This is a genomic window from Chitinophaga sp. LS1, assembly GCF_034274695.1.
In the GTDB taxonomy this organism is placed as follows: Bacteria; Bacteroidota; Bacteroidia; order Chitinophagales; family Chitinophagaceae; genus Chitinophaga.
The window spans coordinates 7,012,693-7,025,727 of the sequence record NZ_CP128362.1 but is presented as its reverse complement, the minus strand read 5'-3'; the positions used below and the strand labels follow the sequence as shown (position 1 = coordinate 7,025,727).

Genomic DNA, 13,035 nt, shown 5'->3' with positions numbered 1-13,035 from the left:
AAATTATGAGCAATAGAGTTGTCATCACGGGTTTAGGCGTAGCCGCTCCAAACGGAGTAGGCATACCAGCTTTTACAGAAGCCCTTAGAACCGGCACCTCTGGCATCCGCCATGATCCTCAACTGGCTGAATTACAATTTTCCTGTCAGATAGCCGGTAAGCCGGAAGTATCTGATGAATTGCAATTACAATACCTTGATCCGCTTGAGCTCCGGAATTTTAATAGCAACGGTATCTTATATGGGCTGATAGCTGGCATCGATGCATGGAGAGATGCAGGCCTCCAACCAACCGAAGGTCCCGACCCTGATTGGGACAGCGGCATCATCTTTGGCGCCGGCTCCTCCGGCCTGGATAAACTAAGAGAAGCCATCTATAAAGTAGATTCCTTACAGGTAAGAAGACTCGGCAGCACCGTTGTACTACAAACCATGGCCAGTGGCATCAGCGCCTGGCTGGGAGGTAAACTGGGCCTCGGCAACCAGGTCACGACAAATTCCTCTGCCTGTACCACCGGTGCTGAATCTGTGCTCATGGCATTTGAACGTATCAAAAACGGGCAGGCAAAAAGAATGATCGCAGGTAGTACCAGCGATGCCGGACCTTATATCTGGGGTGGATTTGATGCACTGAAAGTATGTACCTATAAACATAACGATACTCCTACCCAGGGTTCACGACCCATGAGCGCTTCTGCCAGCGGGTTTGTACCAGGCAGTGGGGCCGGAGCGTTATTATTAGAATCTCTGGATAGCGCTCTGGAAAGAGGGGCTGCCATCTATGCAGAAATATTAGGTGGTCATGTCAATTCCGGCGGACAAAGAGGCGATGGCACTATGACAGCTCCTAACAGCGTAGCCGTGCAACGTTGCATTACCCAGGCCATGGCCCAGGCAGGTATTACAGGTAGTGATATAGACGCTATTAATGGTCACCTGACCGCTACCAGCAAGGACTCGCTGGAAATTGAAAATTGGAGTAAGGCGCTGGGTCGTGCAGGAAAAGAGTTCCCTTATATCAATGCCCTGAAAGGAATGATAGGACATTGTCTGAGTGGGGCCGGGAGTATAGAACTGGTCGCTGCTGTGTTGCAACTGAAAGAAGGCTTCCTTTTCCCGAATATCAATTGTGAAGACCTGCATCCTGAAATCAGTGCTATTATTGATGAAGCCTGCGTTCCCCGTGAGTTAATAAATGTAAATTTAAATATCATCGCCAAGGCAAGTTTTGGATTTGGAGATGTCAATGCCTGTGTAATCTTGAAAAAATATATCAATGGATAAAGAAACCTTAATTGCCGAGCTGAAAGCTATTGTAAAGCCTTATGCAAAAGACGAAGAAGCACTGGCGAATATTAATGAGAATACAGATTTTATTAATGATCTGAAAATTAATTCTGCCAATCTGGTGGATGTGATATTGGATGTGGAGGAGAAGTATAATATTGTGATTGATAATGAATCTATGGAGAAAATGGTGAATGTAAAATCCGCCATAGAAATCATAGAAACGAAGCTGGCATGATGGGGTCTGGTGTCACGGATAACCTGATCATAAATAATATCAAGATCCCCTTAATCGGTAATGATATCATAGACCTGCGCACTGCCGCTGTGGAGAGTAATTGGCGAAGACCCAATTACCTCTCCAAAATTTTTACCCCGGAAGAGCAATCTTTAATCAAAGATGACAAAACAGTCTGGTGGTTATGGAGCGCTAAAGAATCAGTGTACAAAATTATAAACAGGGCTACTTTACAACGCCGCTATGCGCCATTGTCTATTACCTGGTTCTCTGAAAATATATTTAAGTATGAAGGGGAGAAGTTTTTTATTAAAAGTGAAATTACTGACGAATTCATCCACACCATTGCTGTCGCAAATCCTGAATTATTTCCACAATTAGAGGTGTGTAAAGATCCCACGATTAAATACTATAAAGATGAGAATGGTATGCCCATGATAGATAATCAACCTGTGTCAATCAGCCATCATGGGCGTTATTGGGCGATGGTAAAACAAAAAATATTTAAAGCTATCTTACCTGTCTAACTGCATGGTGGGCCATCTCTTCACACGCAGCAGCACACTTCCTACACGCTTCCGCACACTCCCTGCAATGCTCCATACCCATATCCGCATGTCGCTGGCACTCGTCCGCACAAGCATGACATACCTCCGCACATAAATTACAAACCTGCTCACTAAACTGTCCATTCAAACTCATCACCTCTGCCGCCATTCGGCATATAGCTGCACACTCTAAATCTAAGCGGATACAGCGGCGCAAATTTATTACATTCGCCTCATTCAAACAGGATGAAGCGCAATAATCACATGTGTTGGCACATTCCATACATGCATTGATGCATTCCTGGTATTGTTGTTCATTCATCATGGTGGTAATATTTTTAAGAAAGGAGTACAATAACAATGCCCCGAACAAATGTCAACGAAGCCGACATTTGTTCGGGGCTGGAAAGAATGATCGTATTGCGGATTAATCCGATCATTCCTTATTATCTATTCGCTCACTTATCTATTTGGTTCTTTATCTATTCGCTCCCTGTCGCTCCAACATCCACCCCGGATACTCCGCCGCCAACTTACTCACCTCATCCAATTGCTTCAACTCTTCCTCACTCAGCACCACATCCACCGCTGCTATATTATCGGCCAACTGATCCGGACGCTTCGCCCCGATTATCACCGTCGTTACTACCTTCTGATGCAGCAACCACGCCAATGCCAATCTCGCCACAGAAACCTGCTTACTATCCGCTATCTCCTGCATCACATCCAATATATCAAACGCCTTCTCCTTATTCACCGGTGGAAAATCAAATGCCACTCTCCTCGACCCCTCCGGCCCCTGCTGATCCCGCTTATACTTCCCACTCAATAACCCTCCCGCCAGCGGACTCCACACCATCAATCCTACCTGCTGATCTAATAACAAAGGCACGATCTCCCTTTCCAGATCCCTTCCCGCAATGGTATAATACGCCTGTAAAGAAACAAAACGAGCTACCTCTTTATATTGGGAATAAGACAACGCTTTCATCAATTGCCACGCTGCCAGGTTACTCGCACCGATATAGCGCACCTTACCACTCTTCACCAGCGTATCCAGTGCACTCAGCGTCTCTTCTAATGGCGTCACCGGATCAAAGCCATGTATCTGGTAAAGGTCTATATAATCCATCTGCAACCTTTGCAAACTCTGATCCACCTGCTGCAAAATATGCTTCCTCGTCAACCCTACCTGATTCGGTCCAGGCCCCATTCTCCCTCTCACTTTCGTTGCTATCACCAATTCATCCCTATCCAACCCCAGCTGCCTGATCGCCTTTCCTGTCAGCTCTTCAGACAGCCCTTCTGAATATACATTTGCAGTATCAATAAAATTGATTCCCGCATCTACCGCGCTTTTTATCAACTCATTCACCCCATCCTGCTCCACTTGCCCGATAGCGGTCCATATGCCTTTGTCCTTGCCACCAAAGGTCATAGTACCTAAACAAAGCTCTGATACCTTAAGGCCGGTATGGCCCAGTAAATTGTATTTCATATCCTAATTTAAAAGAAAAACCCTCTGCGAAATGCAAAGGGTTTTTACTATTTAAAAAGATATCAAACCTTAGTAAGTCTGTTCAACTCTTCCCACTCTTCCATCTTCTCCAATCCCTTCTACCACTACTCTAAAATGTGAAGAAGGAATATCATTATTGTAGAAAGTCAATGTCGCCGTATGCGTAATAGAATCTATCGCTACATTTGGATTCCAGTACAGTGTGAGTCGTTTATCAGGCAGACTGTAAATTTCCTTACGCTGGCTATAATCAGGAGCATAGAACTCTTTCACAATGCTATAACCTGCTTTTCTGTACAGCTCAAATCCTTTCACACCATCTGCACCCTGATTATCACCACCTTTTTTGGTGTAAATCGCAATCGCACCATTGGAGCCGCCACCGACACCGCCCATAAACGGAGGTCTGAATACTTTTACCAGCGCAATATCATTGATATTGATCGTGGCCAGCATACTCTTATCTGTTGGCATTTCATTCAGGTAAAGGGTAGGCGTACCACCTCTCCACGTCATACTTGGATTGTTATAATCCCCTGTGATCTGCAATCCTGCTACTCTTGACTGTAAATATTGGAATACGTTCAGCGCAGTCGGCGTTTCTTTTGTCAGGTCAAAGCTATATCCATTGTCAGACGTGAACATACCTGATACATAGCGACTCTCTGTGGTCTGTACCTGTGTTACCTTACGCTCTGTTACATTAAATTCTTTCAGCAATATAGAACGGCTGGCGATTGACTTGGCGATACGACCATTCTCATACGCCGTATTCAGGTAAGCGCTCAGCATATTGGCATCCATTACCACTGGGTTCTTCGTTGCATACGGGGTCTTCACCGGTACACTGTTGTCAAAGAAGTGGTTATTGAATTTCACAATCACATTGCTATATCGTTTCATTTTATCATTACCCTGGTAGAAGATGTTCACTGTATCCATGAACTGTAAACCATCCAGCACAAAGTCTCCTTTATTATCTGTAGGTGCAGATGCAAAAGAGGTGGTGCTATCCAGCGGGTTCTTGATAATGAAATCTACCTTTCCATTTGCCATTACAATGCTACCATTATTGGCATACGCACTACCTTTCAGACGGATACCCTGCTCATAAGGATAGCGGATATTCGGCATGGTATCGTTCAGGATCTTGTTCCATACGAACCTTCTCCATCCATGGGTCAGCATCACCAGGTCCAGTGCATGCAGGGTAGTGGCGGAAGTATCTTTGAAATACCAGGAAGGATTATAAATATATCCTTTCAGGTCAGATGTAAGCAGAATGTTGGAGACGATGTTGTTCTCGTCAATTGCCGGGTGAACCTTATCGGCATCTGTGATAGAAACGGAGAGGCTGGTGGCCATTCTCTCAGGTACCAGCAGCTCAATGGTGCTCTTTTCTCTTTCTTCCCTTCCGATGTTAGCATTTTGCAGACTTAGGTCCAGCTGATCGTTCTTGCGAACAAATACCAGTCTTTCAGACAATGGTACCCCCTGACTGTTGAAGAGGGTGATCTGCAGGATGCCACTAGGCAGCTGGTTGGTTGGGATAAAACCGCTGATACGGCCTTCAGATACTTTCAGCATGGCCCGGTATACCATCTGGTGCTGCATTTGTGCAAAGACCATGAGTTCATCGTACGCAGTATCCAGGGTATTGGCGAGGGTGGTCTGGTAAAAAATGCGCGCCCCCCGGTTGAACACTTTCAGCATGGCGCCTTTGCCACTGGCCGCTGGCAGGGTAAATTCCTTGCTGCTGCCGTCCGCACTCTGCATCTGTGCTTTGTAAGTTAGTCCCTTGGCAGGTTCCAGGTCAAAACTACCCATGCCATCGTGTTCTGATTTGATCTGTGCCACTACTTTACCTTTACTATCTACGATCTTACCATCTACCTCTGCAGGATAGCCATCTGCCTTGAGGGCTTTGAATGCCACGGTGCTGCTTACACCGTTCATCAGGCTACCACCTTCGGGAAAGAACTGTACAGAGAAGTCGTTGCTTACGATCGCGGTACTAGTATCCAGTTTCTGCAAAGCATTACGTTTGCGGCTATCGTAGATGGCAATATTTTTATAAAACAGGTAATCTGTGTCATAGTTGAGCATCCAGGCGGTGTAGGCACGGAGCTGGTAGTTACCTGCAGGAAGGGTGTCCGGTAGCACAAAATTGCCGGATGCACCAGCGCCACCCACAGGCAGCAGTTTTTTCATTGCGATACTTCCTTTCTTATCCAGTAATTCCACGTACAGGTTGGTCGCGGTCAGGGAAGGCTGGTTCTGCAACATCACATATGCTTTGAACCAGATGGTTTCTCCGGTAGCATAATAATCTCTATCTACATGCAGATAGACTTTCTCCTGCGGATTACGTTTGGCAAATTCTTCCAGCGCTTTCATTACCTTTTCAGGCAGCCCATCTATCGGCAGACTGGCGAAAATCGAGCAAATTCCAATCACACAGGCTGGGATGATCCATTTTAACCGGGTGTACTTTCTATTCGTTATAGAGGCCATGCGGAACTTATTTATTACACTGCAATATCAATAATATGTGATAAATATACTAAGATGATGTTTTTAAATGGACGAATAATTACAGGATTGGTTTTTATTAGTAAAATAAATAATTTATATAATGAGTAAAATTAATCTCTTTTGGCCTGCCGCAGGCCATCCACACACGAAAAAAAAGCATTCACCCAAAGGCGAATACTTTTTTAAAGGGTATTTAAATTTTCACCCGTACTTTAAAAAGATTACCGGACAAACTCCTACTGAATATATGCGTAATCTGGCCGGGGTGGTTTAAATTTGCCTCATGTTTGAAGCACTTGACCAGTTCGTCTCGAAATACATAAAACTCACTTCCGAGGAAACTGAAATCTTTCATTCCCTTTTGGAATTCAAAAAGGTAAAGAAGAAACAATTCCTGCTTAGAGAAGGGGAGATCTGTCAGTTTGAAGCATTCATCCTGAAAGGATGTATCCGTACCTATTATGTAGATAAAAGCGGTACAGAGACGATATTGAACTTTGCTGTAGAAGGGTGGTGGGTCAGTGACCTCAGCTCTTTTTCGGAACAACAGCCTTCCTCACAGAACATAGAAACGCTGGAAGATAGTGAGCTGCTCGTCATCAATTTTGAAAATAAGAAGATTCTATTTGATGTGATCCCTGCCTTTGAAAAGGTGTTTCGTATATTGGTACAGCGCTCACTGGGTGTAATGCAACAACGCTTTTATGCAACTCTTACCCAGACTGCAGAAGAGCGCTATCTGGCTTTTATTGACAAATACCCTCAAGTCGTACAGCGGGTACCTCAACACCAGATAGCGCGATATATTGGTGTATCACCAGAGTTTCTCAGTAAGGTAAGGAGCACGATGTATAAAAAACCGTAAAGGAGGATTTAAATACCAGGGTATATCATGTAGCTTACTTAATACCAGGAGGAACCTGTACAAGTGGCTCCCGGGCTTACTTAAATACCAATGCATTCGCGGTTTCCACCTCATCCTGACTCACGGTGTGGCCCATACCCGGATACACTTTTACAGTAATATCCGCGCCCATTGTTTTCATGATCGTTTCACTCTCACGAACCCTTGTCACCGGTACATGCATATCCGGATCGCTGCTGCCGATGAACACTGGTGTGCCGGCAAAGTCTCCGTTATAATTAGACATCTCTAGCGAAGCGCCAATCAGACCACCGGTGAAAGCCACCACGCCACCATACTGCTGTGCATGACGGGTTACGTATTCCAGCGTAAGACAGGCCCCTTGTGAAAAGCCCATAAAGTAGATGTTGGTTGCCGGAATGCCTGCGGCAATTACATCGGCTACAATAGATTCCAACACCGTAATAGCACTGCTCAATCCCGGTTCATTCTGCGCCACCGGCGCCATAAATGAATAAGGATACCAGGTATGCCCACTTGCCTGAGGGGCAAGCAATGCATAATCGCCTACATTCAGATAAGTAGCCAGGGAAATGATGTCCTGTGCACTCGCCCCACGTCCATGTATCATGATCAGGGCCTTCTTTGCCTGAGTGAGCGGCACTCCTGCCGTCACTATATTTTTCTGATGCGTCATTATTATCTCCTTTTTTGATGAAAAAGGGTATCCTTTTTCATAACTGTTCTTTATTGCTGCAACCAGATATCTGCGTATTCTTCCGGATGCCTTTTGAACTGTGCCAGTACATACATACACAAAGGTCTTACCTTCAGTTTATGCTCCCTCGCATAAGCTACCATCGCATTCAGCAGGTGTTTGGCCAGTCCTTTACCTTCCTGTGTATGATGTATTTCAGTGTGAAAGGCAGTAAGCACTTCTCCATCAATCCCAATCATCATCTCACCTACCTGTTCGTTATCCAGCATCAGGTAAAAAGCACCATGATTTTTCTGGTTAAGTCTGATTACAACTTCCTCCATAAAAATTGTTTTAAAGGAGGGAATATTTGCTAATCAGGTAGTACCTTCCAATAATAAAGGATTACCTGATCAACAACTATCCCCTGCCAATATTATTTATTTTAAAGCGGGTAATACCTTCTCAATTTCATCTTTCATCGCCCTGTACTGTGCAGGCAATTTCAAATCCTGCCCCAGTTCTGCCAGCGGCTCATCCACAGTAAAACCTGGATTATCTGTTGCTAATTCAAACAACACGCCACCTGGCTCTCTGAAGTAAAGAGAGAAGAAATAATCCCTGTCAATCTTCGGTGTGATGTTCAATCCTTTCTTCATCACTTTCTCACGGAACTTCATCAGGATCTCATCATTCTCCACACGGAAGGCCACGTGGTGATTGGTACCTGCTGCATTTCTACCTGCCGCTTCTTTTGGAGATTCAATCAGATCTACGATATTCGCGTTACCAATTGCATCCGTTACAAAGCGATGTCTGTTGCCTTCCACACCCTGTGGCTGATAACCTAAAATCTCTGTCAACACAGTCGCTGTGGGGCCAATGCTACGCAAATTTAAAGTCACATTGTGAAAACCTTTTGTTGCCTGTGCAGCCTTTACATCCGCAGTTTCCCATGCTTTACGATCATCCACATGCTTAGGTACGATCAGGTTCAGTTTCAGTCCATCCGGATCTTCCAGCGGAAGGTACAATTCACCAAAGCGTTCTGCAATTTCACCATGCTTCACACCTTTTTCTTTAAAGCGTGCTGCCCAGAACTCAAGGCTACCTTCAGGTACAGCATACCCGATTTCAGTAGCCATACCGGTACCGGTAGTACCTTTGCCAATGCCCTCCCATGGGAAGAATGTAAGAATAGTGCCGGGTGTACCTGTTTCATTACCAAAATAGAAATGGTAAGTACCCGGATCGTCGAAGTTCACGGTCTTTTTTACAAACCGTACTCCCAGTATATTGGTATAAAAGTCAAGATTCCGCTTAGCGTTGTCCGCGATTGCAGTAATGTGGTGCAATCCTAAGATTCTATCTTCCATAAATGTCGATTTTTAAAAGTTGAATATGTTGTAACCTTCGGCCAATAAGGTAGGGCTAGTAATTCAGGGTGCCGAATAAACCATTTTTATAATCTTCAATGGCCTGGTCTACATCTGCCATTGTACTCATTACAAAGTTATCTTTTGCTGCTACTGGCTCGTCTATGACTTCGCCGGAAAGGAAGAGCAGCTGCGTATCTTCCGTAGTGGTGATGGTAAATTCATCACCTGTTTTATCGAATACAATTAAATGATGTTCTGCTACTTCAGTCACCTCATTCACTTTCACACTTCCATGCGCGATATATACGAGCGTCCAATAATTTGCGACTACATTAAATGTTAAGGTTTTGCCAGCTGGCACCTCGCCCACAGCGGATATAACCGGTGTATAAGAAATATTTACCGGACCGGTTTTTCCATCAAAATTACCACTCACCAATCTCAAATAATCCAATACGATTGGCATTGCTGATTTATGCGCAAACTGGTATTTAGGATCATCCCATTTATTCGCTGCAGGCACATTCACCCATAACTGTAAAATCTCCTCCACACCACCATTACGGTGTTCCTGTTCTGAAGGGCCTTCGCTGTGAAGGATCCCTTTCCCGGCAAACATCCACTGTGCATCTCCTGCATTCAGCAACTGATCATTGCCAAAACTATCTTTGTGGTGTGCCTGTCCCTGTAGCTGAAAAGTAACAGGCGCAAAACCTCTGTGCGGATGCGGATGAATACGGCTGTCAGATCCTTTTGGAATCACATCAGGACCGCCATGGTGCAATACGATAAAGGGGCTTGCAAACCGGAAATCCGCATGTGGCAAGGGTTGTAACACCGTCTGCGTAGCAGTGATGTTTTTGCTCCTGCCATCCAGGATATGGGTAATGTCCTTTTTCATAAATTATTATTTATCTAACAGCAATTAAATTTTGTTCCCCAGCAACTTCCTGCCATCATCTCATTTATCTCTGATCTAAAAGATATAAAATTTCGCTCTCAGCAACTTCCTGCCATGATCACATTTATCTCTGATCCAAAAGATATAAAATTTCGCTCTCAGCAACTTCCTGCCATGATCTCATTTATCTCTGATCTAAAAGATATAAAATTTCGCTCTCAGCAACTTCCTGCCATGATCTCATTTATCTCTGATCCAAAAGATATAAAATCTCGTTCCTCAGCAACTTCCTGCCATGATCTCATTTATCTCTGATCCAAAAGATATAAAATCTCGTTCCTCAGCAACCCGCTGCCACCACCATAATGTCTGGTGATGATGGCAGCAGGGGCAAGGGCTGACAACCGTTCCCTCAGCGCTGTCTCCTCTTCAGGAGAAATTCCTGCACACAATAGAATGATGTCGTATGGTGCGTTTAGCAAGGCCTCGTACGCTGCTTCATCTGTTGTCACGGCCTGTCCGGACCAGTCTTCAGGAGCATTCAGCAATCGCTGCATCACTGTCATGATCTCTTCATTGCGTCCGATTGCGAGTATGTTAGTATGCCCGGTTGTCATAGTGCAATGTTTTTAAACCAGTTTGGTAAATTCAGACAGTGGCTTCCGTGTTCTTGGCGCCAGCTCTCTTGATTTGTAAGGTTCTTCCAGTTTCTCTGCATCGTCTCTGCGACCCAGGCTGATGATCACCAGTGGTTCTTCAGTCGCCAGCAGTTCCAGTGATTCAGCAATTTGCTGTTTGTGGAAACCTGCCATCACGTGACCATTGATGCCCATGCTATCTGCCTGTAACAGCAGGAACGCGTTGCTCATACCAGTGTCGTGTGCATAGTAGTGATTCTTCTGTTCCAGGTCAGGCAGTTCTTTGATACCTATGCTCAGTACCAGTGCTGCTGCATTCTTTGCCCATGGCTGGTTGCCCGGCATCAGTGCAGAATACAGTTTGTCAAAACCCGGTGTACCTGCTAATGCGTATACGTATCGCCATGGTTGTGAGTTGTTCGCACTTGGTGCCCAGCTGGCACCTTCCAGGATGGTCAGTACTTCTTCTTCCGTCACTGGTGTACCAGAGTAGGAGCGGGGGCTCCAGCGTTCTTTGATTAAATCCAATACCTTGTGTGATGTCTGTGCGATCTTAACTGATGATGACATAAAAGAGAATTTTGCAAAGTTATAGCCCACATTATTAGCGGGGCTGATTAGTATTTGTATAATTTACGGTTTTAAAGGTACATCCATCAGCAATATTTCCGCATCGCTTTCTAAAGCCGTCAGCAAAAAACTGTCTGTATCCCATATACCAAAGCCATCTCTCGCATCCAGTTCCTGTCCGTTTATGTTGAAGCGACCTTTAATCACGAATGCATATACGCCATTGCCTGGTTTTTGAATGTGGTAGGTAGTAGAAAAGTCCTTATCGAAGCGACCTAAGTTGAACCATGCAGCCTGGTAAATCCAGGTACCTGCATCGTCAGGATAAGGGCTGAGGATCTGGTGCAACTGGTTCTTTTGTGTCAGGTCGGGTGTGATCTGGTCATACCTTGGTGTCACATTCAGCTGGTTTGGAAATACCCAGATCTGAAGAAACTTGGCTGGCCGGTCGGCGTTAGCGTTGTATTCACTGTGGAATACCCCGGTGCCGGTGCTCATCACCTGGATGTCACCCTGTTTGATGATGATTTTGTTACCCAGGTTATCCTTGTGCTCCAGATCGCCTTCGATGGGAATACTGATGATTTCCATATTGTCGTGCGGGTGGGTGTCAAAACCACGTCCACCAGCTACGATATCGTCGTTCAATACCCTGAGGGCACCGAAACTCATTCTGTCAGGATTGTAATAACCTGCGAAACTAAATGTATGATGACTATCGAGCCAGCCGTGTGCGGCATGTCCTCTGGTAGCTGCTGTATGAAGAATTGTTTTTGCCATTGTATGTTTCATTTGTTGGAACAAATATCGAACTTTTTACTTGAGTAAACCATTAATCTGGATTAAGAAAATTGATATCTTTAGGCCCGTTTTACCCTAATACCTATATATGAAAGCTACATTGCTATTACTTGCCTTAGGCATATTGTTTTTGCAACACATTGTGGCCCAGCAGTATAAGTTTGGAGTTGGCGCTAGTGGCGCCAATGAAAGTGAAATTTCCATTGTGCCCATGGGGGCCAACCGTTTTAATCCGGGGAGTTATATAGGGGGGGCCTATTCCACAGAGAATGGCTATACAGGGACGTCTAAAAATGTTACATATCAAAGCACAGGCGTCATCGTAAATGAAGGTGCAGGTTTTATAGCGTGGAACTCCGGGTATATTATGCAAAAGGTATGACCCATGAAAAGCCGGATGTGCGTGGCGGGACAATTTCTTACTTATTTTAAATCAATACTTTACACCCAAAGATGAAAAAAGTTTTACTCCTGGCTGCAGTAGCCTTATTGTCCATGCAATCGTCTTTTGCCCAACATTTTAAGAATGGTTTTGGTGCGGGTATCTCAGTAGAAGATGCTCAGTACATGGATACCAAAGTCAATTTTACCTTTACCTATTCACCGGCTTTGTTTTTTGCTGAGCAGGAGAATACCTCTTTTTCTGTCGGTATTCCTATTAGCGCGGGCGTGAACGAGGGGTATTCGTCAGATTCCTATGATGGCTATTATTATGATAATACCAGCAGCATTGGATTTATGCTGGATATTCCTGTGATCCTGAACTTCAACTATGGTGCGGGTGCGGTGAAAGGTGGCCATAAGAAATGGGGGTTCTTTGCAGGTGCGGGTTATGGATATCACCTGTCTACCGATGAGTATAGTGAGTATTATGATGACAATGGAAATTACAAAACTTCGGACAACAGTACACTGGGAGTGACTGGTAATGCGGGTTTCCGTATAGGTATGGGGCATCGCCGCCGGCATAACCTGGAAATCAAGTTCACTTATATGAAGGGGTTGACCAGTTACAGGCCAAATGTATATGGCGTAAACTGTATATTCAATTTATAACA

General features: G+C 44.7%; 17 protein-coding genes. 7 read left to right on the top strand and 10 right to left on the bottom strand.

The window, feature by feature from the left end:
• Positions 1-5: 5 nt before the first annotated feature.
• The 3 genes from QQL36_RS28720 to QQL36_RS28710 are packed head-to-tail and all read left to right on the top strand — an operon-like array spanning position 6 to position 2,051.
• Positions 6-1,283 carry a beta-ketoacyl-[acyl-carrier-protein] synthase family protein gene (locus QQL36_RS28720; RefSeq protein WP_321567626.1) on the top strand — a complete coding sequence of 426 codons (1,278 nt, stop codon included), beginning with the start codon at positions 6-8 and terminating at the stop codon, positions 1,281-1,283.
• Positions 1,276-1,524 (top strand): acyl carrier protein, encoded by a 249-nt coding sequence (locus tag QQL36_RS28715; RefSeq protein WP_083723988.1) that lies wholly within the window; start codon positions 1,276-1,278, stop codon positions 1,522-1,524. The genes QQL36_RS28720 and QQL36_RS28715 overlap by 8 nt, the downstream gene beginning before the upstream one ends.
• On the top strand, positions 1,521-2,051 hold the full coding sequence (locus tag QQL36_RS28710; protein ID WP_321567625.1) for a 4'-phosphopantetheinyl transferase superfamily protein: 531 nt from the start codon (positions 1,521-1,523) through the stop codon (positions 2,049-2,051). The genes QQL36_RS28715 and QQL36_RS28710 overlap by 4 nt, the downstream gene beginning before the upstream one ends.
• Here QQL36_RS28710 and QQL36_RS28705 read toward each other — a convergent pair.
• The 3 genes from QQL36_RS28705 to QQL36_RS28695 all read right to left on the bottom strand — a co-directional run bounded on the left by QQL36_RS28705 (position 2,035) and on the right by QQL36_RS28695 (position 6,105).
• A complete protein-coding gene (locus QQL36_RS28705; RefSeq protein WP_235643745.1) occupies positions 2,035-2,397 on the bottom strand; it encodes a four-helix bundle copper-binding protein in 363 nt (120 codons plus the stop codon). The two genes, QQL36_RS28710 and QQL36_RS28705, sit on opposite strands and share 17 nt — an antisense overlap.
• A 153-nt stretch (positions 2,398-2,550) precedes the next feature.
• Positions 2,551-3,570 carry an aldo/keto reductase gene (locus QQL36_RS28700; RefSeq protein WP_083723986.1) on the bottom strand — a complete coding sequence of 340 codons (1,020 nt, stop codon included), beginning with the start codon at positions 3,568-3,570 and terminating at the stop codon, positions 2,551-2,553.
• Between the two features lie 69 nt (positions 3,571-3,639).
• The gene (locus tag QQL36_RS28695; protein WP_083723984.1) at positions 3,640-6,105 is read right to left on the bottom strand and encodes a hypothetical protein; all 2,466 of its coding nucleotides are present in this window, start codon (positions 6,103-6,105) and stop codon (positions 3,640-3,642) included.
• A gap of 121 nt (positions 6,106-6,226) precedes the next feature.
• On the opposite strand from QQL36_RS28695, the gene QQL36_RS28690 reads away from it, so the two are divergent.
• Both QQL36_RS28690 and QQL36_RS28685 read left to right on the top strand, forming a co-directional pair.
• On the top strand, positions 6,227-6,400 hold the full coding sequence (locus QQL36_RS28690) for a hypothetical protein (protein ID WP_179091163.1): 174 nt from the start codon (positions 6,227-6,229) through the stop codon (positions 6,398-6,400).
• A gap of 9 nt (positions 6,401-6,409) precedes the next feature.
• Positions 6,410-6,991: a Crp/Fnr family transcriptional regulator gene (locus tag QQL36_RS28685; RefSeq protein WP_083723982.1), complete on the top strand. Its 582-nt coding sequence runs from the start codon at positions 6,410-6,412 to the stop codon at positions 6,989-6,991.
• Positions 6,992-7,067: 76 nt separating this feature from the next.
• Here the strand turns inward: QQL36_RS28685 and QQL36_RS28680 are convergent, their stop codons facing one another.
• From QQL36_RS28680 to QQL36_RS28650, 7 genes are all read right to left on the bottom strand, one after another.
• A complete protein-coding gene (locus QQL36_RS28680; protein WP_083723980.1) occupies positions 7,068-7,688 on the bottom strand; it encodes an alpha/beta hydrolase in 621 nt (206 codons plus the stop codon).
• A gap of 50 nt (positions 7,689-7,738) precedes the next feature.
• Complete coding sequence (locus QQL36_RS28675; RefSeq protein WP_321567624.1) at positions 7,739-8,032, bottom strand: GNAT family N-acetyltransferase; 294 nt, start codon at positions 8,030-8,032, stop codon at positions 7,739-7,741.
• A 96-nt stretch (positions 8,033-8,128) separates the two neighbouring features.
• Positions 8,129-9,064, bottom strand: coding sequence for a ring-cleaving dioxygenase (locus tag QQL36_RS28670; RefSeq protein WP_083723976.1), 936 nt, complete (start codon positions 9,062-9,064; stop codon positions 8,129-8,131).
• Between the two features lie 55 nt (positions 9,065-9,119).
• Complete coding sequence (locus QQL36_RS28665) at positions 9,120-9,968, bottom strand: pirin family protein (protein WP_083723974.1); 849 nt, start codon at positions 9,966-9,968, stop codon at positions 9,120-9,122.
• 305 nt (positions 9,969-10,273) lie between these two features.
• The gene (locus tag QQL36_RS28660; RefSeq protein ID WP_083723972.1) at positions 10,274-10,585 is read right to left on the bottom strand and encodes a hypothetical protein; all 312 of its coding nucleotides are present in this window, start codon (positions 10,583-10,585) and stop codon (positions 10,274-10,276) included.
• A 12-nt stretch (positions 10,586-10,597) separates the two neighbouring features.
• Positions 10,598-11,176, bottom strand: coding sequence for a nitroreductase family protein (locus QQL36_RS28655; RefSeq protein ID WP_083723970.1), 579 nt, complete (start codon positions 11,174-11,176; stop codon positions 10,598-10,600).
• Between the two features lie 63 nt (positions 11,177-11,239).
• Positions 11,240-11,956 (bottom strand): pirin family protein, encoded by a 717-nt coding sequence (locus QQL36_RS28650; protein WP_321567623.1) that lies wholly within the window; start codon positions 11,954-11,956, stop codon positions 11,240-11,242.
• 109 nt (positions 11,957-12,065) lie between these two features.
• Here QQL36_RS28650 and QQL36_RS28645 point away from each other — a divergent pair, with 109 nt between their 5' ends.
• The gene (locus QQL36_RS28645; RefSeq protein WP_321567622.1) at positions 12,066-12,359 is read left to right on the top strand and encodes a hypothetical protein; all 294 of its coding nucleotides are present in this window, start codon (positions 12,066-12,068) and stop codon (positions 12,357-12,359) included.
• 71 nt (positions 12,360-12,430) lie between these two features.
• Positions 12,431-13,033 carry a hypothetical protein gene (locus QQL36_RS28640; RefSeq protein ID WP_321567621.1) on the top strand — a complete coding sequence of 201 codons (603 nt, stop codon included), beginning with the start codon at positions 12,431-12,433 and terminating at the stop codon, positions 13,031-13,033.
• Positions 13,034-13,035: the final 2 nt, after the last annotated feature.